This is a genomic window from Microbacterium sp. B19(2022), assembly GCF_012030385.1.
Lineage (GTDB): Bacteria > Actinomycetota > Actinomycetes > Actinomycetales > Microbacteriaceae > Microbacterium > Microbacterium oxydans_B.
Genome location: NZ_JAAUVO010000001.1, coordinates 226,760 through 250,336, shown reverse-complemented (window position 1 = coordinate 250,336; position 23,577 = coordinate 226,760). Strand labels below are relative to the sequence as shown.

23 protein-coding genes and 1 tRNA gene are annotated in these 23,577 nt (G+C 69.0%); 5 read left to right on the top strand and 19 right to left on the bottom strand.

Features of this window, described 5'->3' with window-relative positions:
* Window positions 1-7: 7 nt before the first annotated feature.
* From HCX50_RS01250 to HCX50_RS01200, 11 genes are all read right to left on the bottom strand, one after another.
* Window positions 8-283, bottom strand: coding sequence for a YHS domain-containing protein (locus tag HCX50_RS01250; protein WP_167632733.1), 276 nt, complete (start codon window positions 281-283; stop codon window positions 8-10).
* A gap of 54 nt (window positions 284-337) precedes the next feature.
* On the bottom strand, window positions 338-2,608 hold the full coding sequence (locus HCX50_RS01245) for a heavy metal translocating P-type ATPase (RefSeq protein WP_167632732.1): 2,271 nt from the start codon (window positions 2,606-2,608) through the stop codon (window positions 338-340).
* A 72-nt stretch (window positions 2,609-2,680) separates the two neighbouring features.
* Window positions 2,681-3,640: a heavy-metal-associated domain-containing protein gene (locus HCX50_RS01240; protein WP_167632731.1), complete on the bottom strand. Its 960-nt coding sequence runs from the start codon at window positions 3,638-3,640 to the stop codon at window positions 2,681-2,683.
* Entirely contained in the window at window positions 3,637-3,849 is a 213-nt protein-coding gene (locus tag HCX50_RS01235) for a heavy-metal-associated domain-containing protein (protein ID WP_091032028.1), read from the bottom strand. The genes HCX50_RS01240 and HCX50_RS01235 overlap by 4 nt, the downstream gene beginning before the upstream one ends.
* 125 nt (window positions 3,850-3,974) lie before the next feature.
* The gene (locus tag HCX50_RS01230; protein ID WP_167632730.1) at window positions 3,975-4,472 is read right to left on the bottom strand and encodes a universal stress protein; all 498 of its coding nucleotides are present in this window, start codon (window positions 4,470-4,472) and stop codon (window positions 3,975-3,977) included.
* A 53-nt stretch (window positions 4,473-4,525) separates the two neighbouring features.
* Window positions 4,526-5,956 (bottom strand): MFS transporter, encoded by a 1,431-nt coding sequence (locus tag HCX50_RS01225; protein ID WP_091032023.1) that lies wholly within the window; start codon window positions 5,954-5,956, stop codon window positions 4,526-4,528.
* Window positions 5,957-6,131: 175 nt separating this feature from the next.
* On the bottom strand, window positions 6,132-7,058 hold the full coding sequence (locus tag HCX50_RS01220) for a carbohydrate kinase family protein (protein ID WP_167632729.1): 927 nt from the start codon (window positions 7,056-7,058) through the stop codon (window positions 6,132-6,134).
* Entirely contained in the window at window positions 7,055-7,363 is a 309-nt protein-coding gene (locus tag HCX50_RS01215; RefSeq protein ID WP_167632728.1) for a putative quinol monooxygenase, read from the bottom strand. The genes HCX50_RS01220 and HCX50_RS01215 overlap by 4 nt, the downstream gene beginning before the upstream one ends.
* Window positions 7,360-8,160, bottom strand: coding sequence for an ATP-binding cassette domain-containing protein (locus HCX50_RS01210; protein WP_091032017.1), 801 nt, complete (start codon window positions 8,158-8,160; stop codon window positions 7,360-7,362). The genes HCX50_RS01215 and HCX50_RS01210 overlap by 4 nt, the downstream gene beginning before the upstream one ends.
* Window positions 8,157-9,188 (bottom strand): ABC transporter permease, encoded by a 1,032-nt coding sequence (locus HCX50_RS01205; RefSeq protein WP_167381562.1) that lies wholly within the window; start codon window positions 9,186-9,188, stop codon window positions 8,157-8,159. Before HCX50_RS01205 ends, HCX50_RS01210 begins: the two co-directional genes overlap by 4 nt.
* Before the next feature lie 74 nt (window positions 9,189-9,262).
* On the bottom strand, window positions 9,263-10,375 hold the full coding sequence (locus HCX50_RS01200) for a substrate-binding domain-containing protein (protein WP_167632727.1): 1,113 nt from the start codon (window positions 10,373-10,375) through the stop codon (window positions 9,263-9,265).
* 115 nt (window positions 10,376-10,490) lie between these two features.
* Here HCX50_RS01200 and HCX50_RS01195 point away from each other — a divergent pair, with 115 nt between their 5' ends.
* Together HCX50_RS01195 and HCX50_RS01190 are read left to right on the top strand one after the other, a co-directional pair.
* Window positions 10,491-11,531: a LacI family DNA-binding transcriptional regulator gene (locus HCX50_RS01195; RefSeq protein ID WP_237682264.1), complete on the top strand. Its 1,041-nt coding sequence runs from the start codon at window positions 10,491-10,493 to the stop codon at window positions 11,529-11,531.
* 134 nt (window positions 11,532-11,665) lie between these two features.
* Complete coding sequence (locus tag HCX50_RS01190; protein WP_432206338.1) at window positions 11,666-14,746, top strand: GH32 C-terminal domain-containing protein; 3,081 nt, start codon at window positions 11,666-11,668, stop codon at window positions 14,744-14,746.
* Between the two features lie 66 nt (window positions 14,747-14,812).
* Here HCX50_RS01190 and HCX50_RS01185 read toward each other — a convergent pair whose 3' ends face one another.
* From HCX50_RS01185 to HCX50_RS01160, 6 genes are all read right to left on the bottom strand, one after another.
* A complete protein-coding gene (locus HCX50_RS01185) occupies window positions 14,813-15,316 on the bottom strand; it encodes a hypothetical protein (RefSeq protein WP_140403318.1) in 504 nt (167 codons plus the stop codon).
* Window positions 15,317-15,440: 124 nt separating this feature from the next.
* Window positions 15,441-15,511: transfer RNA gene (locus HCX50_RS01180), tRNA-Gly, on the bottom strand.
* A 64-nt stretch (window positions 15,512-15,575) separates the two neighbouring features.
* Window positions 15,576-16,430 carry a fumarylacetoacetate hydrolase family protein gene (locus HCX50_RS01175; protein WP_091032007.1) on the bottom strand — a complete coding sequence of 285 codons (855 nt, stop codon included), beginning with the start codon at window positions 16,428-16,430 and terminating at the stop codon, window positions 15,576-15,578.
* A 17-nt stretch (window positions 16,431-16,447) separates the two neighbouring features.
* Entirely contained in the window at window positions 16,448-17,626 is a 1,179-nt protein-coding gene (gene rhmD, locus HCX50_RS01170; protein ID WP_167632726.1) for an L-rhamnonate dehydratase, read from the bottom strand.
* Entirely contained in the window at window positions 17,623-18,660 is a 1,038-nt protein-coding gene (locus HCX50_RS01165) for a zinc-dependent alcohol dehydrogenase (protein ID WP_091032002.1), read from the bottom strand. Before HCX50_RS01165 ends, rhmD begins: the two co-directional genes overlap by 4 nt.
* 30 nt (window positions 18,661-18,690) lie before the next feature.
* A complete protein-coding gene (locus tag HCX50_RS01160; protein ID WP_091031999.1) occupies window positions 18,691-20,034 on the bottom strand; it encodes an MFS transporter in 1,344 nt (447 codons plus the stop codon).
* 123 nt (window positions 20,035-20,157) lie between these two features.
* Between HCX50_RS01160 and HCX50_RS01155 the strand changes: the two genes are divergently transcribed.
* From HCX50_RS01155 to HCX50_RS01145, 3 genes are read left to right on the top strand one after another with little or no spacing between them, the layout of a single operon-like run.
* On the top strand, window positions 20,158-20,952 hold the full coding sequence (locus HCX50_RS01155) for an IclR family transcriptional regulator (protein WP_167632725.1): 795 nt from the start codon (window positions 20,158-20,160) through the stop codon (window positions 20,950-20,952).
* Between the two features lie 9 nt (window positions 20,953-20,961).
* A complete protein-coding gene (dcd, locus tag HCX50_RS01150) occupies window positions 20,962-21,567 on the top strand; it encodes a dCTP deaminase (protein ID WP_029264458.1) in 606 nt (201 codons plus the stop codon).
* 1 nt (window position 21,568) lies between these two features.
* Complete coding sequence (locus HCX50_RS01145) at window positions 21,569-22,063, top strand: hypothetical protein (protein WP_167632724.1); 495 nt, start codon at window positions 21,569-21,571, stop codon at window positions 22,061-22,063.
* 7 nt (window positions 22,064-22,070) lie between these two features.
* Here the strand turns inward: HCX50_RS01145 and HCX50_RS01140 are convergent, their stop codons facing one another.
* Both HCX50_RS01140 and HCX50_RS01135 read right to left on the bottom strand, forming a co-directional pair.
* Entirely contained in the window at window positions 22,071-23,096 is a 1,026-nt protein-coding gene (locus HCX50_RS01140) for an FUSC family protein (RefSeq protein ID WP_337748895.1), read from the bottom strand.
* Window positions 23,097-23,140: 44 nt separating this feature from the next.
* Window positions 23,141-23,545, bottom strand: coding sequence for a hypothetical protein (locus tag HCX50_RS01135; RefSeq protein WP_167632723.1), 405 nt, complete (start codon window positions 23,543-23,545; stop codon window positions 23,141-23,143).
* Between the last annotated feature and the right edge of the window lie 32 nt (window positions 23,546-23,577).

Sequence of the window (23,577 nt, the reverse complement as noted above, 5' to 3'; positions counted from 1 at the left end):
TCCTCTCTCAGGCCATGTTGGCGGCGTACTTGGCGGGGTCGGAGTCGAAGGCCGGCCCGCATCCGGCGCAGCAGAAGTGGTACCGCTCGCCCTCGTGATCGCGGAAGAGGCCCGCCGCCTCTGCGGCCTTCTTGCTGACCGGGTTGCCGACCATGACCGGGCAGGTCGTCAGATCGTCACTCGCACCGCCGGCCAGCAGGTTCGCGCGTCCGTTTCCTGCTGCGGCGGGGTTCACTGCGGTGGTGCTGCAACAGCTGGCGGGTGCCTCGGTGTCGTTCGTCATGCGGGTGATTCCTCTCTCATTCTTCGGTGGGGGTCGGTGGTGGGCGAAGGGGCGTCAGGGCTTGGCGATGCTCTGGAAGCCGCGCAGGCGCAGGCTGTTGCCGACGACGAAGACGCTCGAGAGCGCCATCGCCGCACCGGCGAGCATCGGGTTCAGCATCCCGAGCGCCGCGACGGGGATCGCCGCGACGTTGTAAGCGAAGGCCCAGAACAGGTTGGTCTTGATGGTTCCGAGGGTCTTGCGCGACAGTCGGATCGCATCGACGGCGCTGCGCAGGTCGCCCCGCACCAGGGTGATGTCGGATGCTTCGATCGCGACGTCCGCGCCCGTGCCCATCGCGAGGCCGAGGTCGGCCTGAGCGAGGGCGGGGGCGTCGTTGACGCCGTCGCCGATCATCGCGACCGTCTTCCCTTCGCGCTGCAGCCGGGTGACGACGTCGACCTTGTCTTTCGGGAGGACCTCGGCGATCACCTCTTCGATGCCCACCTCGGCGGCGATCTGGCGGGCGACCGCCTCGTTGTCGCCGGTGAGCAGGATGGGGGTCAAGCCGATCGCCTTGAACTGGGCGATCGCCTCGGCGCTGCTGGGCTTGACGGTGTCGGCCACCACGAGGATGCCGCGTGCCTGCCCGTCCCAGCCCACCGCGACGACGGTCTTGCCCTCGCCCTCGGCGCGCGCCTTCGTCGAGGCGAGCTCGCGGCTGAGCTTCTGCGACCACTCGGCGAGGAGCGAGTCACGGCCCACCAGCACGGCGTGACCGTCGACGACGCCCTGCACGCCCTTGCCCTCGATGTTCGCGAAGTCCGCGGGTGTCGGCAGTGCACCGACCTCCTGGGTCGCGCCCTTGGCGATGGCCTGCGCGATGGGGTGCTCGGAGGCATCCTCCAGTGCGCCGGCGAGCCGGAGCAGCTCCGCGCGATCGGTGCCGTCCTCGACGAACACGTCGACGAGGGTCATCCTGCCGGTCGTGACCGTTCCGGTCTTGTCCAGCACGACGGTGTCGATCTTGCGGGTGGATTCGAGAACCTCCGGGCCCTTGATGAGCACGCCCATCTGCGCGCCGCGTCCGGTGCCGACCAGCAGAGCGGTGGGGGTGGCGAGACCGAGCGCGCACGGGCAGGCGATCACGAGCACGGCGACGGCCGCCGTGAACGCCGCGGTCACCGGGAATCCGGCACCGAGCCAGCCGCCGAGCGCCACGACCGCGATCACGATGACGATGGGCACGAACACGCCGGAGATGCGGTCGGCGAGCCGCTGCACCTCGGCCTTCCCGGTCTGCGCGTCTTCGACGAGCTGCGCCATCTGCGCCAGCTGCGTGTCCGACCCGATGCGGGTCGCCCGCACCACGAGTCGACCGCCGACGTTCGTCGTGGCGCCGGTGACGGAGTCCCCCTCGGCCACTTCGACGGGCACGGCCTCGCCCGTGAGCATGGATGCATCCACGGCCGACGTCCCGGAGACGACGATGCCGTCGGTGGCGATCTTCTCGCCCGGTCGCACGATGAACGCGTCGCCGACCTGCAGGTCTTCGACGGGGATCTTCGTCTCGACGCCGCCGCGGAGGACGGCCACTTCCTTCGCTCCGAGTTCGAGGAGAGCGCGCAGGGCGGCACCCGCCTGCTTCTTGGAGCGCTTCTCGAAGTAGCGCCCGGCGAGGATGAACATCGTCACCCCGGCACCCACCTCGAGGTAGATGTTGGCCGCGCCGTCGGAGGGAGCCAGCGCGAACTCGAAGGGGTGCGTCATGCCCGGCGTGCCCGCGGTGCCGAAGAACAGTGCGTACAGCGACCACAGGAACGCGGCCGAGGTGCCCATCGAGATGAGCGTGTCCATCGTCGCGGCGCCGTGGCGGAGGTTCGTCCACGCGGCCTTGTGGAACGGCCACGCCGCCCAGATGATCACGGGCGCGGCCAGGGCGAGAGAGGCCCACTGCCAGTACATGAACTGCAGCGCGGGGATCATCGCCATCGCGATCACGGGCACCGTCAGCACGACGGAGCCGATCAGGCGGTTGCGCAGCGAGCGCAGCTCCGGATCCTCGCCCTCGGCGTCACCGGTCGACCCGGCGTCCGCACGCTTGCCCTTCGGGGCGGGCAGTGCGGCGGAGTAGCCCGTCTTCTCCACCTCGGCGATGAGCAGTGCCGGGTCGTAGCCGTCGGGAACCGTGACCTTCGCCTTCTCGGTCGCATAGTTCACGGTCGCGACGACGCCCTCGAGCTTGTTGAGCTTCTTCTCGATCCGCATCGCGCAGGAGGCGCAGGTCATCCCGCCGATCTCCAACTCGACGCCGGACCCCACGCTCGAGGGTGCTGATGTGCTCATGTCCTTCTCTTTCTGCGGTGACTGTTGCTCAGGGCCGCGGCGGATGGCCGGCGGCCGGGCGTCGTGCGAGGCTCAGTGGCCGTCGTCGTGCGCGTCGTCGTCGGATGCCGGTGCGTCCCCTGCCGGGGTGGCATCGAGCACGAACTCGGCGGTGTGCACCGTGCCGTCTACCTGGAAGTCCAGGTACAGCAGGTAGCGACCCGCTGTCGGGGCCTCGGCGGCGAACGCGATCTCCGGACCGGAGGTCTCCCCGGCCTTCGGCTCGTCACCCGCGGCGTGCACGTGCAAATAGGCGAGGTCGCCCTCGCGCAGGGCGACGAGGTGGCCGAAGGCGCCGAGATACGGATCCAGGCCGGTCACGGGGCTGCCGTCCTTCGTGAGGGTGAAGGTCAGGTCGCTCGCCGATCCGGCTTCGAGTGCCCCGTCGAGCGACACGGTGAAGCCGTCGACCTCGGCGACCTGCGTCGGCTCGGGTGTGACGGGGGTGAACTCGCCGGCGACCTGCACGGTGTGCGTGAGGGTGAGCGAGGGGGCGTCCGGGCCGGCCGGCGTGAAGTCGGCGAAGACGCGGTAGGTGCCGGCGGCGTCCCATTCCCACGGCAGCGACCACGTGCCCGTGGCCTCGTCCAGCGTGGGGTGCACATGACGGAACTGACTTCCGTCTGAGCGCACCACGATCAGGTGCAGGTCCTTGTCGTGCGCGGTCGTGTACTCCGTGACCGGGGTGCCGTGCGCGTCGCGAATCTGGAAGCTCAGCTCGCCGGGCTCGTCCGCCCCCGCCGGTGCCGCGACCGGAGACAGTGCGTATCCTTCGAGGCTCAGCGAGAGTCCCTTCAGGGTGTCCGCTGCTGCGCTCGCCGCATCCTCCGTGGTCGCGGCTGCGCCGTGTGCTCCGTGCTCTTCCATCTCCGTACCTTTCGTCCACTCACTGACAACGCTCGGGGGGATGATGGCCTGGGCGAGGCCGAATGCCGCGCCGAACGCCACCACCACCCCCGCCCCGTACAGGGCGAGCCGCGCCCCGGCGTTCATGCCTTCCGCACCGCCGAGTACCCGGCCTCGGCGACGGCGGCCAGGATCTGCGCGTCATCGACGGAGTCGGAACCGGTGACGAGGAGCACGCCCGTCTGCGCGCTCACCTGGATGTCTTCGACGCCCGGAACCTCGGCGACCTCTTCGCGGACCGACATCTCGCAGTGTCCGCAGGTCATTCCGGTCACCTGGAATTCGTTCGTGGTCATCGCGTATCCTCTTTTCGATCAGTACCCGTACCGGGTATCAGTGACAACGGTATACCCATGAGGGGTATTCCCCAACCGGCCGGATCCGTTGCGCGGACCCGGCCGGGTCGGCGGTCGGGGGTGTTCTACGACGCGGGTGTCGTGCTCCGTGTCCGGCGACGCGCATCCGCCACGTCATCCGAGGGGATCACGAGCGTGGGGCGGGTGGCGTGGTGCAGCACGTTCGCCGAGGTGCTCCCCAGCAGCGTCGCTTTGATTCCGCGTAGCCCTCGGGAGCCGAGCACGATCAGGTCGACGTCGAGCTCCTCGGCGGCATCCACGATCGCTTCGGAGGCGGTGGCCATCGTCGACGAGATGAGCGGCTCCGCCCGCAGTCCGAGGTCGCGGGCGAGCTGCGCACCGTCGGTGGCGATCTTCTCCGACACGTCGAGTGCTGCGGCGTCGAGGCCCTGCAGGCTCTCGAGGGCCGGATGGCCTTCGAGGTGCGCCGCGAAGCCTTCCAACGGTTGACGCGCGTAGAACAACACCGCGGTCGCGCCGGGGAAGAGTCCGGCGACGGTGTGCATCGCGCTCTGCGCGTTGGCTGAGCCGTCGTAGGCGATGAGTACTTTCAGGGTGGACATGGTTCTTTCCCTTACTGGTCAGGGGTCACTGGTCGTCGTCGGAGAGTCGGGGATCAGGCCGATACCGACTCCTCGGAGACGAAGGCCGCTGCCCGCGGCTTCCTCATGGCGATCGCCGTGATGATCGCTCCCAGCAGGGCGAGGATCGCCGCGCCGATGAAGGCGGCGGAGTATCCCTGGGTGAGCTCGACCGTGGTGGAGTCGTGCCCGGCGATGCCGTAGACGATCGCCGTGAGGACGGCGAGTCCGAGCGCGGATCCGATCTGATAGCTGGTGCTGACCAGTCCGGAGGCCACGCCGGTCTCCGCCGGAGGTGCCGCGTTGATGGCGGTGCCGAGCGACGGGACGAAAGCCAGCGACATACCGAGAGCGGCGAGCAGCGAGGCGGGCAGGACATCGACGGCGTAGGTGCCGTCCGGTCGGATGAAGGCGAGCCACGCCAGCCCACCGGCCAGTAGGAGGAGTCCGCTGACGATCAGCGCCTTGGCGCCGAACCGCTCCTGAAGTCGGGGTGCCAGCGCGATCATGACGAGCACGACCAGTCCGGTCATCGGCAGCAGTGCGGCACCGGCGGCGAACGCGCTCGCGCCGAGGACCTGCTGCAGGTACAGGTTGAGGAAGAACCACATCGACACCCAGGCGGCGCCGAGCATCAGCTGGGCGACGTTCGCCGCTCCGAGAAGCGGGGCGCGCAGCAGTCCGAGGCGCAGCAGCGGGTTGCGACTGCGGGCCTGGATGAGGAAGAAGATCAGCAGCAGGACGATTCCGGCCGCCAGCATCCCGAGCGTGGACCAGGTGAGCCAACCGATCTCCGGCGCGTTGACGACGGCGTAGACCACGGCCGCGAGTCCGAGGGTCACCGTGACCGCTCCGCCGATGTCGATCGAGCCCGATGCCTTGCGGACGGTGCGGGGGAGGGCGGTGCCGGTGAAGGCGAGCACGAGGAGCGCGATCGGCACGGTGACGTAGAACACCCACGGCCAGCTCACGTACTCGGTCAGGACTCCGCCGAGGAAGACACCGGCCGTGCCGCCGATGGGTGCTGCCGCTCCGTAGACCGCGAACGCCTTGGGGAGGTCGGAGGTTCCGCCGAACAGCATCATGAGCAGGGTCAGAGCTGCGGGGGCGATCATCGCGGATCCGGCACCCTGGATGGCGCGTCCGGCGATCTCGACGCCGACGTTGCCTGCGGCCCCGGCCATGATCGAGCCGACGATGAGGACGATCCAGCCGAGCACGAAGATCTTGCGGGCGCCGAATGCGTCGGAGAGGCGTCCGCCCAGCAGGAGCAGGCCGCCGAAGGCGACGACGTAGGCGTTGAACACCCAGGACAGCGACTCGGGGGTGAAGCCGAGAGCCCTCTGGATGTCGGGTAGGGCGACGCCGATGATCGATGTGTCCATGATCACGACGAATTGCGCGGTGGCTATCAGCACGAGGCCGAGCCACCGCTTCGCGGGTGACAGGGGTCGGGATGTGGACATGGTCGTTCCTCCTGGAAGCTCGCCGGGATGTCCGGGTCGCGGTGTAGCCTATACCCATAGGGGGTAGGGGTAACACCACGAACTACATCTCAGGAGAAAGCACGGGAGAACGAGAAGAGCGGCGGAAAGATCACCTTCCCGCCGCTCTTCGTGATGCCTCGGACGACCTCCCGGGTCAGCCCGGTGCCAGCGTGGCGAGCTCGCCGAGAAGGGGCGGATCTGCCCCCGGCCGGGAGACCGTGACCGCTGCCGCCCGCGCGCTGAAGCGGAGGAGCTCGGCCAGGGAGTCGCCGTCGATGCGGCGCAGCTTCTCGCGCGATTCCGCCGATTCGAGGCCGAGATCGAGGAGGCCGTGGATGAGCGCGCTCATGAAGGTGTCACCCGCTCCGACCGTATCGACGACATTCACGGGTCGCCCGGGAACATGCATCGCACCGTCGCGGGTCACGGCGAAGGCACCGCTCGCGCCCTTCGTGACCACGATCACCGACGGCCCCTGCTGCAGCCACGACCGGGCCACGTCGAGAGGGTCGACGTCGGGATACAGCCACGCCAGATCTTCGTCGCTGGCTTTCACGAGGTCGGCGAGGGCCACGAAGCTCTCCACGTCGCCGACGGCCCGACGACGGTCGGGGAGAAGTGCCGGACGCACATTGGGGTCGTACGTGATCAACGATGTCTCCCGCATCGCCGTGAGATGCGCGCGCACGACCGCGGCCCCGGGATCCATCAGGGCGGCGATGGATCCGGTGTGCACGATTCCGACGCGGTCGCCGTGTGCGGCCCCGGCCGCGGCCAACGACCAGGAGATGTCGAACTCGTAGCGGGCCGAACCGGATTCGTCGAGGTGCGCGGTCGCGGTCGCCGTCTTCGTCGTCGCCGAAGAGGTGACCCGGACCCCTGCCTTGTGCAGCCATGCGCGCACCTGATCGCCGTGCGGATCGTCGCCGAGCTGGGTCAGGAAGTGCGCGGTGTCGCCGAGGCGACCGAGGGCGAGGGCGACATTGGCGGGGCTCCCGCCTGGGCTCTCGTCGATGCGTCCATCTCCGCGATGGACGACATCGACGAGAGCTTCTCCGATGACGAGGACGTGACGGCTCATGAACGCCCGGTGGGCGTCAGGAAGGAGAGGACGCTCTGCGGTTCGACGATCCGCGGAGTGAGAGCGGCGTTGAACGCGCGCCCGGCCTCCGCACCGAGGTGCGCGTCGAACGCCTCCCGGTCCCGGTACCGCTCGAAGACGACGAAGCGGTCCGGGTCGTCGGCCCTGCGGTACACCTCGAAGGTCTCGTTGCCGGGTTCGGCCCGCACCGTCTCCGCGTACTCCTGGATCAGGGCGTCGACCTCGTCGGCCGCGGCGGGCAACGCCGTGAACTCGGCGGAGAGGACGACCTGGCTGTCGCTCATGCCTGGGCTGCTCCCGTCATGATGGCCACGGCATCGGTCATGCTGTGCGACTGCGGCGTGATGGTCGCCGCCTTCTTGCCGAGGCGCTGGATGTGGATGCGGTCGGCGACCTGGAACACGTGCGGCATGTTGTGGGAGATGAGGATGACGGGCACGCCGTTGCCTCGGAGGTTCTCGATCAGCTCGAGCACCTGGTTCGACTCGCGCACGCCCAGGGCCGCGGTCGGCTCGTCGAGGATGACCACCTTCGAGCCGAAGGCCGCCGCTCGCGCCACGGCCACGGCCTGACGCTGACCTCCGGAGAGGTTCTCGACCGAGACGGTCACGTCCTGCAGCGTGGAGATCCCGAGCTTCAGCACCTGGTCGCGGGCATCCTTGCGCATGCCGGCGGTGTCGAGCGCGCGGAACACGGAGCCGAGGATGCCGGGCTTGCGGCGCTCGCGCCCGAGGTACAGGTTGGCGGCGACGTCGAGCGCGGGGGAGACGGCGAGGTTCTGATAGACCGTCTCGATCCCGGCGTTGCGCGCATCCTGGGGTCCCTTGAACTGCACCGGCTGTCCGTCGAGGAGCAGCTGTCCCTCGTCGGGGATGTACGCGCCGGTGAGGCACTTGATCAGCGTCGACTTGCCGGCGCCGTTGTCGCCGATGATCGCGAGGACCTCGCCGGCGTGCAGCTGCAGGCTCACGCCATCGAGACCGACCACGCGGCCGAACGTCTTCACGAGGCGCTTGGCCTCGAGCACGGGAACGCCCGTGGGCGTCGGTGCCGGCGAGAGGGTTTCCGCTGTCTGGCTCATTTGCGTACCTTTCGGATCCACTGGTCGATGGCGACCGCGACGATGACGAGGATGCCGATCGCGAGGGTCTGGTAGAGACCGTCGACGCCGGCGAGGAAGAGACCGTTGCGGAAGACGCCGACGATGATCGCGCCCAGCAGGGTGCCCCAGATGATGCCGCGGCCGCCGAACAGCGAGGTCCCGCCGATCACGACGGCGGTGATGGAGTCGAGGTTGAGGTCGGCGCCGGCGTTGGGGCTGGCTGCGCCCGAGCGGCCGATCTGGATCCAGGCGGCGACGGCGAGGATGGCGCCGGCCGCGATGTAGACGCTGAACAGCACCTTCTTGGTCGAGATGCCGGCGAGGCGTGCAGCATCCGCGTCGTCGCCGACGGCGTACACGTGGCGACCCCAGGCGGTGCGGCCGAGGATGTACGCGACGAGGGCGTACAGCGCGAGCATGATCAGCACGCCCACGGTGAGGCGGACGTCGCCGATCGGCAGCGCGGTGGCTGTCCAGGTGAGCAGCTCCGGCATGTCCGACTTCCGGATCGTCTGGCCGCCGCTGTACAGCAGGGTCAGGGCGATGAAGACGTTGAACGTACCGAGCGTCGCGATGAACGGAGGCAGCTTGACGCGGGTGACGAGCAGACCGTTCAGGGCTCCCGCGGCGAGGGCGGCGATGAGCCCGGCGAGCAGAGCGATGGGCGCGGGGAGCCCGTTGTTCGCGGCGGTCTGCGCCATCACCATCGAGGTGCCGATCATCAGCGCGCCCACCGACAGGTCGATGCCCGCGGTGAGGATGATCAGGGTCTGCGCGATGGCGACGGTGCCGACGACCGAGACCTGGTCGAGCACGAGCGAGAGGTTCGCTGCGGCGAAGAAGCGGGGGTTGATCGCGCCGAACACGATGACGGCGATGACGAGCACGACGGCGGGGCTGATCGCCGGGTATCGGTGCAGGACGCCGCGGACGCGATCCACCGGCGTGCGGTGGTCGAGGAACTCGGCGGCGAGATCCAGAGAGGATGTGGGGGCTGTTTGCGTCACGATGTCACTTCCATAGGTCGTTCCGGGGATGCCGCGGACCGGTGTGCGGCCCGCGGCATCCGCAGGAGTACTGCTTACTCGCCGCCCCAGCAGATGCCGGAGGCTTCGGCGGTGTCGATCGACTTCACGCCGTCGACGGGCTGGTCGGTCACGAGCTCGACCCCGGTGTTGAAGAAGTCGAGGCCCTCGGAGTTCTCCGGCTTCGTGCCGTCGTTGACGAGGTCGACGATCGCCTGGACGCCGAGCTCGGCCATCTTCACCGGGTACTGCTGGCTCGTCGCGTCGATGATCCCGTCCTCGACCTGGCCGACACCGGCACAGCCGCCGTCGATCGAGACGATCAGGACGTCGTCCTTGCTCTTGCCGGCGGCTTCGAGGGCCTGGTAGGCGCCGTAGGCTGCGGGCTCGTTGATCGTGTAGACGACGTTGATGTCGGAGTTCTTGGCGAGGAGGTTCTCCATCGCGGTACGCCCGCCGTCTTCGGCGCCCTGCGACGCCTCGTTGCCGACGATCGTGTACGAGCCGCCCTTGCCGCCGCTGTAGGAGCCGTCGGACTCCTCGTCGCCGTTGACCTGGTCGTCGCCGAGCTCGATGCCCATGCCGTCGAGGAAGCCCTGATCGCGGTTGTAGTCCACGCTCACGGCCTTGTCGTCGAACAGGTCGATCATTCCGATCACGGCGTCTTCACCGTCGAGCGTCGCCGCGGTCCACTGGCCGATGTACTGGCCGGCGAGGAAGTTGTCGGTCGCGAACGTGATGTCGACGGCGTCGGCCGGGTCGGGTGCGGTGTCGAGGGCGATCACGAAGATCCCCGCGTCGCGGGCCTTGTCGATCGCGTCGAGCACGGCCGGGCCGTTGGGGGTGATCAGGATGCCCTTGTCGCCCTTGGAGATCGCCGCCTCGATGGCCTGGATCTGGGTGTCCTCATCTCCGTCTTCCTTGCCGGCGGCGAGGGTGAGCGAGACGCCGTCCTTCTCGGCCGCAGCCTTGGCGCCGTCCTGCATCGCCACGAAGAACGGGTTGGAGTTGGTCTTCACGATGAGCGAGACGCCGATCGTGTCGTCATCGGAACCGCCGCCGCCGGCGTTCGTGCCGCCGGAGCAGCCGGTCAGCGTCAGCGCGAGACCTGCCGACACCGAGACCGCGGCCAGAACGGCGCGGGTGAATCGTGGGGTGTGCTTCGTCATTGAGTTCCTCTCGGCCGTCGTCGCCCGGTTGACAACGATGTCAAGGGCAGTTCTAGTCGATCGCTCAAGTAGAGTCAAGTCACCCTTCAGGAAATGAGACTCAAGCGTGACATCGATGTCGACAACTCCGGCACACCGGCCCCGCGCGACGATGAAGCACGTCGCCGCGCTCGCAGGGGTCGGGGTCAAGACGGTGTCCCGCGTGATCAACGACGAGCCGAACGTGACCGAGGCCACGGCGGAACGGGTATGGAACGCGGTTCGCGAACTCGACTACCAGCTCGACCTGCAGGCGGGGAGTCTGCGCCGCGCCGATGGGCGCACCCGCACCCTGGGGCTCCTGGTCGGAAGTGTGGACAACCCGTTCGCCGGCGCCATCCATCGGGCTGTGGAAGACATCGCGTCGGCCCGCGGCGTGGCCGTCTTCGCCTCGAGCATGGATGACGATGCCGGGCGGGAGTCGGAGGCCGTGCGGGCATTCCTCCAGCGCCGTGTCGACGGGCTGATCCTCACCACGGCCAGCGATCACCCCGAGTATCTGCCCCTGCTCCGCGAGCGCGGTCTGCCCGTCGTCTACATCGACCGCGAGCCGGTGGAGCCCGAGGTCGACAGCGTCGCCAGCGACAACCGGGCGGGGGCAGCGGCCGCGACGGCGCACCTGCTCGCGCACGGGCATCGGCGCATCGCGCTGCTCACTGACCGGCTCGACCTCATCACTGCCCGCGAGCGTCGGCAGGGCTACTTCGATGCGCTGGCCGAGGCCGGGGTGCCGGTGGCGGAGGAGCTGATCGTCACGGGTCTGCGCGATGCGGAGGATGCGCAGGCCGCGCTCGCCGATCTCCTCGCGTCGGACGCCCCGCCCACCGCCGTCTTCAGTGCGCAGAACCTCATCACGATCGGGGCCGTGCACGCGCTCCGAGCCGCCGGTCTCTCCCGGTCGACCGCCCTCGTCGGCTTCGACGACGTCGCGCTCGCCGACCTCATGGATCCGGGTGTGACCGTGGTCGCGCAAGACCCGCAGCGCATGGGAACTTTGGCGGCGGAGAGGCTGTTCGCCCTCCTCGGTGACGACGACGATGCCCCGGCGAAGACCGTCGTCCCGGTCGCGCTGATCCCGCGAGGAAGCGGCGAGATCGCTCCGCAGCCGACCTCCTGATCGCTGTTGCGCTTCTCGGCGGCGACCCCCTAAGCTCCTGCATCAACGGTTGACATCGATGTCAATCCCCTGATCGCACGAAGGAGAGCGAACCGTTGCCTGAACCCAGACGTCCGCATCGGACGCAGCCCCACATGCCCGGAAGCATCATCATCGGCGGGGCGGTGAGCGCCATGCTGGCCCTCGGCTGCGTGCTCCCCGCAGCGGCTGCCGAACCTCAGCCGGGGGATGAGCAGTACCGTCCGCTGATCCACTTCTCGCCCGAGAAGAACTGGATGAACGACCCGAACGGCATGATCTACGTCGACGGTACGTATCACCTCTTCTTCCAGCACAACCCGGCCGGAACCCGGTGGGGGAACATGAGCTGGGGGCACGCTACATCGTCGGATCTGCTGCACTGGGAGGAGCAGCCGCTGGCGATCGGGCAGACGTTCGATGAGGACGGCGACTCCATCGAGGACATCTTCTCGGGGTCGATCGTCGTCGACGAAGACAACTCGGCCGGCTTCGGCCCGGCCGGATCGAAGCCGCTCGTCGCGATCTACACCTCCGCATACACGGCCAAGCACCCGGAGCATGCGGGGCTCCAGGCCCAGTCGCTCGCGTACAGCCTCGACGACGGACAGACCTGGACCAAGTACGACGGCAACCCCGTGCTGGATCGGAACTCGGCGAACTTCCGCGACCCGAAGGTGTTCTGGTACGACGGCCCGGCCGGTTCGTACTGGGTCATGACCGCGGTCGAGGCGCTCGACCACAAGGTGGTCCTGTACAAGAGCACCGACCTCAAGTCGTGGGAGCACCTTTCCGACTTCGGACCCGCGAACTCGACGGCCGGCATCTGGGAATGCCCCGACCTGTTCGAGCTGCCGGTCGACGGCGACCCGGAGAACACCAAGTGGGTCATGGTGGTCAATCTCAACCCCGGTGCGGTCAACGGTGGAAGCGGAGGGCAGTACTTCGTCGGCGAGTTCGACGGCGTGACCTTCACCTCGGAGACCACGGACGGGCCGACCGAAGTTCCTGCCGGCACGACGTTCGCGGGTTTCGACGACGGCGACTACGACGGCTGGACCGCGTCCAACGAGCCCGGCAACTGGGCGAACGGGCCGTGGGGAAGTGCGCCGGCCGCGGGTGCCTTGGAGGGCCAGAGCCCGGTCACGGGATTCGTCGGGGAGGGGCTCGCGAACAGCTTCCTCGACCACGACTGGGCGATCGGAACCCTGGAGTCACCCGAGTTCACCGTCGAAGACGACTACATCAACCTGCTCGTCGGCGGCGGCAAGCATCCGCACGTCCCGGGTGGCCAGATCGGCAATGAGCCGCCCGCGGGGCGCACGATCTTCGACTTCGAACTGCCCGAGGGGGAGACGCTGCAGAGCACGGGTTGGGAGCTCACAGGCGACTTCGCCGTCGATCCGGCGCGGAACCCCGCGACCCAGGGCGGCGAGTACTACCTGGGCGAGAAGCGCGTGAACACCTTCGAGGGCGGCCCGAACGGCGACGCGAACGTCGGCACGATGACCTCGCCGACGTTCACGATCGACGGCGATTACGCGTCGTTCCTGATCGGCGGCGGTCGTCGGGACGACGGAACGCTCCAGGCGGAGCTGGTCGTCGACGGCGAGGCGGTGCGCTCCGCGACCGGACGCGACGGCGGTGAGCTCGACTGGGTCTCGTGGGACGTGGCCGAGTTCGACGGTCGCGACGCGCAGCTGCGCATCCGCGACGAGGCGACGGGCGGCTGGGGCCATCTGACGTTCGACCAGTTGGTCATCGGCGACGAAGAGCCGAAGAAGCGGTCGAGCGAGACGAGCGTGAACCTGATCGTCGACGGCGACGTGGTGCGCAGCGCCACCGGCTCGAACAGCGAGAACCTCGACTGGGCGTCGTGGGACGTCGAGGAGTTCCGGGGCAAGCAGGCGACCATCCGCGCCGTCGACAACAACCGGCAGGGGTGGGGGCACCTCCTGTTCGACCAGGTGACCTTCTCGGACGCGCCGGTGCCGACCGCCCTCGAGGGCTATGACTGGCTCGACTGGGGGCGTGACTACTACGCCTCGGTGTCGTACTTCGGCACTCCGTCCGGATCGCGGATCATGCAGGGCTGGATGAACAACTGGGACTACGCCGGCGACATCCCCACTTCGACGTGGCGAAGCTCGATGAGCCTGCCGCGGGAGGTCGTGCTGACCGACACGGCAGACGGGCCGCGGCTGCGCCAGCAGGTGGTCTCGCAGATCGACGGGCAGCTCGACCCGAAGGCGGCCGAGGCTCTCAGCGATGTCGCGGTTGACGGTGACACGGCGCTGGGGCTGACCGCCGAGGTGGCGAAGCTCGATGTGACGCTGCGCCCGGGCGATGCGGATGCGGCGGGGATCACGGTGTTCTCCGACGGGAAAAAGGGCACGCAGATCGGCTACGACACCCGATCAGGCAGGCTCTTCGTCGACCGGACGAACTCCGGCAACGTCGGCTTCCACCCGTCGTTCGCCTCGATCTCCGACGTTCCGCTTGCGCTCGATGACGACGGCACGGTCACACTCGAGATCTACCTGGACCGGGCGTCCGTCGAGCTGTTCACCGACGACGGGATGCTGTCGATCACCGATCAGGTGTTCCCCGAGGCGGGGGCCACGACTGTCTCCGCCTGGTCTCGCGGTGGCGCGGCCACCATCGAGGACATCACGGTCACGCCGCTCACGCCCACCATGTGGCAGGTGCCCGATCCCGTCGATGAGGCGGCGGTCACGCTCAGCAGCAAGACGGTGAAGGCCGGTGGCACGGTCACCGTCGCGGGCACCGGGTTCGAGGCCGGGGCCGGTGTGAAGCTCGAGCTGAGGTCGGACCCGGTCTCGCTCGGGGCGGCGACGGCCGACGGGAACGGAGACTTCCGTCAGCAGGTGACGATTCCCGCGGCCGTGCCGGTCGGGGCGCACACGCTCGTGGTGCTGCGGGCGGATGGCACCGAGGTGTCGGCGCCGCTGACGGTCACCGCCCGAGACGGCGGGGGGACCGGTGGCGGAACCGGCGGGGGAACCGGCGGGACCGGCGGCGGTGCGGTCGGGGACCCGGGCGGTGACGGCAGTGGATTGCCGGGCGGTCTGGCGAACACCGGTGCCGAGCCGTGGATGCTGCTGGCGGCGGGCGTCCTGACCGTGCTCACCGGTGCGGCGCTGCTGCGGCACCGCAGCCGGAGTCGTCTCCGCTGATGCCGTGTCGGCGTGTGGGGCGTAGTGAATCTGCGTCCCACACGCCGCCGGACTGCGGCGCTCCGGTCAGGTGCCCGAGCAGAGGATGAGGGTGGAGCTGACGCTGGCGCCTGTCTTCGCGCTGGAGCCGCTGTAGCCCGTGGGCAGCGTCGCGACGGCGTTGAGCTGGAAAGCGACACTGATCGACAGCGTCGTGCGGAAGGCGATCGTCGCGCCCGCGGGGAGTTCGGCGGTGAGGGTGATCAGTCTGCTCGTGCCGGAGAGGACCGCGATGTTGGCGGTGCCCCCGGTGGCGCCGAAGGCTCCGATGTTCGCGATACCGGAGCCGACGATGGTGACGGTGGTGCCGACGGGCAAAGGGGCGGTCGGTCCGGCTTGAAGCGTGAACCCCGGTCCGAGGACTCCCAGCACGCCGCAGTTGCCGCGGAGGGCGAAGGCGCCCACATCGGTGAACGACGCCGCCGCGAGCGGGGTCGCCACGGCTGCGGCGATGATCGGGACGGACCAGGCGGCGCCCTTGACGAGCGTGCGGCGCGAAACGTCCCGGTTCTTCGTGTTCTCGTCGGTCACGCGCATCAACGTAGAAGTGTGATGACGGCGGTCGGCGGCGAGGCGGCGAAGTCGGCGCACCGCGCGCGAATCCTGCGCGGAATGAGCGATTTCGCGGGCGTGGAGGAGGGGAGAAGAGGAAGAGAGGGACTGACGGGAATCGAACCCGCGCTATCTGCTTGGGAAGCAGAAGTTCTACCATTGAACTACAGTCCCGAACCCGCCCGAGAGCAGGTGAGGGCAAGCCTACCTGCCGCACGGGCGTTGGCCAAAGCGCGACTCAGCGTCGCGCGTCGACCAGGCGCTGTCGCTGGCTCCCGAGTCCGTCGATGCCGATCTCGACCACGTCGCCGGAGCGCAGGTAGGGGAAGCGTCCGGAGAGCGCGACTCCCTGCGGGGTGCCGGTGTTGATGAGGTCGCCCGGCTCGAGCACGAGGTACTGCGACAGGTGGTGCACGATCTGCGCCACGGTGAAGATCATGTCGGCGGTGTTCGAGTCCTGACGCGCCTCGCCGTTCACCGTCGACCAGAGCCGCAGCGCCTGGGGATCGACTTCATCGGCGGGGATGAGTGCAGGGCCGAGCGGGTTGAAGGTCTCGGCGTTCTTGCCCTTCGACCACTGCCCACCGGACTGCTCCACCTGGAACGCCCGTTCGGAGACGTCGTGAGAGACGACGTATCCGGCCACGTGTGCGAGCGCCTCCTCCGGGCTCGCGAGGTAGCGGGCGGTGGTACCGATCACGACGCCGAGCTCGACCTCCCAGTCCACCTTCTCGGCTCCCGGCGGGATCAGCACGTCGTCGAACGGGCCGACGATCGTGTTGGGGTGTTTGTGGAAGAGGATCGGCACCGTGGGCGGGGCGTCGCCGGATTCCGCGGCGTGCGCGGCGTAGTTCTGCCCGATGCACAGCACCGCCATCGGGCGCGCGATCGGCGCACCGACGCGCAGTGCCTCGGCGCCGTCGAACAGGGGGAGCTCACCGGCCGCGAGCGCCTCCCGCGTGCGGGTGATCCCGTCGCGGGAGAGGAACGCGCCGTCGATGTCGCCGGTGAGGGGCGTCAGGTCGTGGATGCGACCGTCGTGGCGCACGGCCGGTCGTTCGGCGCCGGCCGCGCCGAGTCGGAGGAATTCCATAGGTCGTGTCTCCAGGGTCAGTGCGTGTAGGGGCGGTGCTTGTCGATGGCGTCGGAGAGCTCGACGCCGAAGCCGGGAGTCTCGGGCACCTTGAGTCGGCCGTTCACGGGCACGGGCTCGCCCACGAGCATCGGCGAGAACATCGGCACGACCTCCTCGGCGGTCGGGTGCATCATGAGGAACTCCGCGAACGGGCTGTTCGTGCGTGTCACGACGAAGTGGTACGAGTACACCGACGATCCGTGCGGAACGACCATGGTGCCGTGCGCGTCGGCGAGGGCCGAGATCTTCAGCAGCTCGGTGATGCCGCCGCACCAGCCCACGTCGGGCTGGATCAGGTCGACGCCGGTCTCGAGCAGCTGTCGGAATCCCCACCGCGTCGCCTCGTGCTCGCCGGTCGTGACGAGCACGGTGGAGGGTGCGCGCTTGCGCAGCTCGGCGTAACCCCAGTAGTCGTCGGGGATGAGCGCCTCCTCGATCCACTTCAGTCCGTGCTCGGCGGCGGCGTGGGCGAGGCGCGTCGCGTACTCGACGTCGAGCGACATCCAGCAGTCGTACATGAGCCAGAAGTCATCGCCGACCTTCTCGCGCATGTCGGCGAGCAGCTCAATGTTCTTCCGCATCCCCTCCTCGCCCTCGGCGGGGCCGTGGTGCAGGGGCATCTTGCCGCCGATGAAGCCGAGCTCCTTCGCGCGGTCGGGGCGCGCGCCGGTCGCGTAGAACTGCAGCTCGTCGCGGACCGGGCCGCCCAGCAGCTCGAAGACGGGCACCTGTCGCACACGGCCGAGCAGGTCGTAGAGCGCGAGGTCGACGCCGCTGATGGCGTTGAGCACCACACCGCGCCGTCCGTAATAGAGCGTCGACTTGTACATCTGATCCCAGATGCGCTCGATGTCGGTGATCTTGCGGCCTTCGAGGAAGCGCGCCAGGTGCTTCTCGACGATGAACGCGCCGATCTCGCCGGCGGTCGTCACCGAGAACCCGACCGTGCCGTCGCTCGCTTCGATCTCGACCACGAGGGTGCCGAGGACGTTGATCCCGAAGCTCTGCCGCGACTGCCGGTACTCGGGGTAGACGCTCATCGGCGTCGCGATGTGATCGTCGATCCAGTGCTCGGCGCCCTGGTCGTGGTAGTCCGCTCCGCCGCCGCGCACGGTGTAGGCGCGGACCTCGCGGATGGTGGGGGTGCCGGTCATCGTGTCTCTTCCTCTCGGTCGAATCGGACAAGGACCTTGCCCGGGGTGCCGTCGCCCGCCGCGAGGGCGGAGAAGGCGGTGTCTGCATCGGCGACGTCGATCTCGCGGCTGATCAGCGCACGGTAGACGTCGGGGTCGGCGCCGATGATCTCGGTGGCATCGGCGAAGTCGTCGGATCCGTACGTGAAGCTGCCGATGAGCGAGCGCTCCTCGGTGCTGACCAGGAACGCGTCGATCGTCACCTGCGGCGCACCCATCCCGACCAGGCAGATCGGGGCACCGAGCGTGGTGCTGGTGAACGCGTCCCGCAGCGTCGGGGTGATCCCCACCGCGTCGAGCGCCGCATCGGCGAGCCCGCCGCCGGCACGGAGCTGGTCCGCGACCGGACCGTCCGCCGGATCGATCGTCTCGGCTCCGAGGCGCCGGGCGAGCTCGCGGCGCGCAGCATCCATCTCGCTCACGATGATCGTCCCGGCACCTGCGTCGCGCAGGGCGATCACGATGGACTGGCCGATCGGACCCCCGCCGATCACGAGCACGCGCCCGAGGCTCCCGGCCGGGAGGCGGCGCACGGCGTGCACGGCCACCGCGAGCGGCTCGATCAGCGCACCGAGTTCGATCGGCAGGCCGTCGGGGAGCGCCACCACGTTGCGTGCCGGCACGACGACGTAGTCCGCGAACGCGGCGGGGATCTCCTTCGCCACCCCGATCACATGCTTGCCGGGGTGGTGCTGCTCGCGCCCGGCGAAAGCGGCGGCATCCTCAGCAGGCACGACGACGGGGTTGAACGTCACGGCCGTGCCGACCGCGAGCTCGTCGACACCGGCGCCGAGCGCGGCGATCGTCCCGCTCGACTCGTGCCCCATCACCTGCCCGGGGAACCGGCGTCCGTTCTCGCCGGTGTAGCCGTGCACGTCGGATCCGCAGATCCCGGTCGCGGCCACCCGGATGAGTGCCTCGCCGGGGCCGGGCTGCGGAATCGGTGCTTCCCGGACGTCGAGGCGTCCGATCTCGGTGAGGACGAGTTCGCGCATGGGCGTTTCTCCTTGTTCTGCCGGGCGTGGTCAGCGCTGGCGGGCGGTGGGGGTCGTGGCGAGTCCGACGCCGTCCGTCTCGCGGACGGTCGGGCTCACGACCTTGCTGAGGGCGATGAGGCCGGCGCCGACCAGGGCGATCGCGGCCAGGATGATGAGTCCGGCGCTGTCGCCGAACGTGGTGTCCGCCCAGTTCTTCAGGACCGGCGCGAGGAAGCCGCCGAGGCTGCCGAGCGAGTTGATGAGCGCGATACCGCTCGCGGCCGCCGCTCCCAGGAGGAACGACGTCGGCAGCGTCCAGAACACCGGCTGCACCGAGATGAACCCCGCCGCACCGACGCTGAGCGCGGCCAGGGCGATCAGCGGATCCTGGATGACGGCGGAGAGCACGATGCCGACGCCGGCCGCAGCGAGGGCGCACGTGGCGATCAGGCGGCGCTGACCCGTGCTGTCCGCGAGGCGGGAGAGCACGAAGGTGACGATCAGTGCGAAGGTCCACGGCACGGCCGTCAGCAGGCCGACCTCGAGACCGACGGGCTTGCCGACGATCGTGGCGATCTGGGTGGGCAGATAGAAGGTCACCCCGTAGACGCTCATCTGGATCGTGAGGTAGATCGCGGCGAAGTACAGCACCACCGGGTTGGCGAGCGCGCGCAGGGCGCCCCGCGGCGAGTGGTTCTCCTTCGCCGAGTCCTCGGCTTCGAGTGCGGCCAGGAGCGTCGAGCGCTCGCCCTCGCTCAGCCACTTCGCGTCCTTCGGGCCGTTGTCGAGGTAGAAGAACGCGACGATGCCGATGATCACCGTGAGGATGCCGGTCACCAGGAACATGAGCTGCCAGCCGTGGAGGCCGACCTTGCCGTCGAGGTCGAGCAGCATGCCCGACATCGGTCCGCCGAAGATGAAGGCGAGCGGTGCGCCGAAGTAGAACAGGCCGTTCACGCGGGCGCGGAACTTGAGCGGGATCCAGTAGGTGAGGAACAGGATGACGCCGGGGAAGAAGCCGGCTTCGGTGATGCCGAGCAGAACGCGCAGGATGTAGAAGATCCACTCGTTGGTGGCGAACATCATGAGCGAGGAGACGATGCCCCACGAGATCATGATGCGCGCGAGCCAGATCTTGGCTCCGACCTTGCGCATGATGAGGTTCGAGGGCACTTCGAAGACCGCGTAGCCGAGGAAGAAGATGCCGGCGCCGAGCGCGTAGGCGGCATCCGAGATCCCGGTGTCGGCCTGCCAGGCGGCCTTCGCGAATCCGAGGTTGGCCCGATCGAGGAAGGCCAGGATGTACATCAGGAGCAGGATCGGGATCAGCCGGAGCGTGACCTTGCGGACGATCGCGGCGAGTTCGGGCCGCGTGGGGGACTGGGTGGACATCGGTGCATCTCCATTGACGAGGGAATCCAATGCGTTCACGTATGTGAATCTGATGTCTCAGACCTGAACGCGCGATAGTGTGACACACGTTCGCGTCGGACACAATTCATCTCCGGGGGAGACATGACAGACATCGCGCAGGCGCCGAGTGCCGTGAAATCCGCCGGTCGGGCCCTGGAGATCATCGAGCACCTCGCCGCGACCGACGCCCAGACGTTCCCGGAACTCCTCGGGGCGCTGGGGCTTCCGCGCTCGAGTGCACACGGCCTGCTCCGCACCCTCGTCGACGCCGGATGGGTGGAACTCGACCCGGTGAGCAAGCGCTACTCGCTGGGCCTCAAGGCCTGGCAGATCGGGCAGCGCTACGACGGACACCGCCTGCTGCTCGAGGCCGGGCCGGCGCTCATGCGCGCTCTCACCGACGAGACCGGGGAGACCGTGCAGATGGCTCGTCTCGACGGAGTGGAGAACGTCTACATCGCGATCAGTCCGTCGCCGAACCCCATGCGCCTGGCGTCGAACGTGGGGATGCGACTCCACGCGCACGCGACCGGCATCGGCAAGGCGCTGCTGAGCACGCTCGACGACGACGACGTCATGCGCCGCCTGCACCAGGTCGCGATCCCGCGCCTGACGGCCCGCACGATCACCGACCCGGACGAGATCCTCGCGGTCATCGAGAAGGGGCGGGATGTGGGCTTCTTCGTGGATGACGAGGAGTTCATCGACGGATGCCGTTGCGTGGCGATGCCGCTCACCTGGCCGGAAGAGACGGGCGTTGCTGCCGCGCTGAGCGTGACGATGCCGACCAGCCGCACCGATGAGCGCTGGCCGCACTCCATGGTCGAACCGCTGCGGCGCACGGTCCTCCGCCTGCGCCAGGACATGCATCTCCAGGGGATCAGCATCGGCAACTAGGCTGGGGCCGTGCTTCTCAGTGATCGCGACATCAAGGCAGAACTCGCATCCGGCCGCGTCGGCCTCGAACCGCACGAGCAGGAGATGGTCCAGCCGTCGAGCATCGATGTGCGCCTGGACCGCTACTTCCGGCTGTTCGACAACCACAAGTATCCGTTCATCGATCCGTCGGTCGACCAGCCGGAGCTCACGCGTCTGATCGAGGTCGACCCGGAGGAGCCGTTCATCCTGCACCCGGGCGAGTTCGCGCTCGGCGCGACCTACGAGCAGGTCACCCTGCCGGACGACATCGCCGCCCGCCTCGAGGGCAAGTCGTCGCTGGGGCGCCTCGGACTCATCACGCACTCGACGGCCGGCTTCATCGACCCGGGGTTCACCGGGCACGTGACGCTCGAGCTCGCGAACGTGGCGACCCTGCCGATCAAGCTGTGGCCGGGCATGAAGATCGGGCAGCTCTGCTTCTTCCGGCTCACCTCGCCCGCCGAGAACCCCTACGGCTCCGGTCCCTACGGCAACCGGTACCAGGGGCAGCGCGGACCGACGGCCTCCCGGTCGTTCCAGAATTTCCATCGGACGGATGTCGGCGTGACCGACATCGGAGCAGTCGGAGGCTGACATGACGGACGGCAGCGGCACCACCCCGGAACAGCCGGTCATCCCCGAGGAGACGGCGGTCCCCGAGGAGGCGCTGGCACCCGAGGAGGCGCTGATCCCGCCCGCCGACGCCGTCATCCCGCCGCCTCCGCCCGAGATCCCGATCCCGGACGGGCTGCTCGCGCCGCCGCCGTCGGCCGACATCCCCGATGCAGACGTCGTGATCCCGCCGCCTCCGCCGGACACCCTGCGTCGCTCCGACCGGGTGCGCCCGACGCCCCGCATCCTCGACGGCGAGGCGCCGGCCGCGGTGGCCGAGGACTGGGCGCAGCCGTCGGTTGCGCCCGAGGTTCCGACGTCCGGCGGCTACGGCGGGTTCGTCGCCGTGATCTTCGCGTTCCTGTTCCTGCTGCTCGTCGGCGCGATCGTCGTGATCGTGGTGCTGCTGAACACGGTCGGGCTGCCCTTCGCGGGCGGAGCGGTCGTGCCGCCGTCCGTCCTCGCGCTGCTGGCCTGACGCCGCTTCAGGGTTTCGACTGCCGCCGACGGAGCGCCGCCGATGCCACGGCGACCACGGTGCCGACGGCGACGCCGATCACGGTCTCGATCGCGCGGTCCTGCAGGAGCACGTCGACCGGTGTCGGCGCGGCGAGGTGCACCATCAGCAGGGCGAGCGGGGTGATGAACACCATCGCGATGCCGTAGTTGCGGCCGACGAAGAGCTCGGCGGCGGCCTGCAGCAGCACCACGAGTGCGATGACGGCGAGCGGCGGCAGATCGATCGCAAGGACTCCCGCTGCGACGAGGATGCCGAGCAACGTGCCGACGAGGCGCTGGATGCCGCGGATCACGCGGGCGTTGAGCTGGGGGCCGCTGACTGCGGCGACCGCGCCGACCGCCGCCCAGTACCAGTGCGAGTCCATGATCAGGAATCCCGCGAAGCCCGCACCCACGATCGCGACGGCGACGGTTGCGGCCATCTCCCACGCGATCGGTCCCACAGGCTGCCGGGACCGGGGCGGCGCCTCCTGCGTGCCGCGCGTGAGCAGGCCGATGATCGCGCTGACGGCGAGCCCGAACAGCACGCTCGCGCCGCCGACCAGGAGCACGTTGCCGAAAGAGGCTGCCGTCGCGGGGATGGTGGCGCAGGCGCCGACCGCGAACACCGGGAACAGCGGCCCGGGCGGGTGCCAGCGCATCGTGTACGCGAGCAGGGTGACAGCCGATGCGATGACGGCGAGCACGAGGATGCTGACGGCGGCTGGAGCGGACACGACCGAGAGCGCGGTGCCGATGAGCATCGCGGCGAGCAGGACTCCGCCGGCGCTCGCCTGCATCCGGATGCGGTCGCGGAACACGTCGTGGCGGCCGTACAGCGCGGCGAAGGCGCCGAAGCTGGCGTAGATGCTCAGGTCGAGACGCCCCAGCATCCACAGCACGAGGAGCGGCACCGCCACGCTGATCGCGGCCCGGAGCGCCACCCGGTGATCGCCCCGGTGCGGTCCGACGCGCAGGACACCTGTCCACACTCGTCCCTGGGAATCCGCCACCGATCCAGCCTACGTCCGACGGCGGCCGGCCCGAAGCCGGGCGTTCACCCGCCCGTCGTGCGCAGGAGCGTCAGGCTCCGTTCGAGGACGACGTTCAGCACGCGGGTCGCAGTCCCCGCATCTTGCTCTTCGATCCCGTGCCACAGGGGTGCGGTGAGGGCGGCGATCTCCTGACCGATCTCGGCGACCAGGGCGCTGCCCGCGGGAGTGAGCGCAGCGTCGGTGAGGAGCCCGCGGTCGCGCAGAGCGGCGGTGAGGCGGCCGGCATCCGCATCGTGGAGCCGCTCGGCGACGAAGGCGTCGAGGTCGTGGGCGCCGTCGAACTGCGAGGTGAGCCTCAGCGTGACCCACTCGTGTTCGGTGAGGTCGCGGCCGGCGAGGACGCTCTGGAGCAGGGCGTTCAGCGCCTTCTCCGTCTGGCCGATGAGTTGAGGGCCGAAGGGGATCATGGCTTCTCCATATCGTTGGTGCGGGTTTCTTT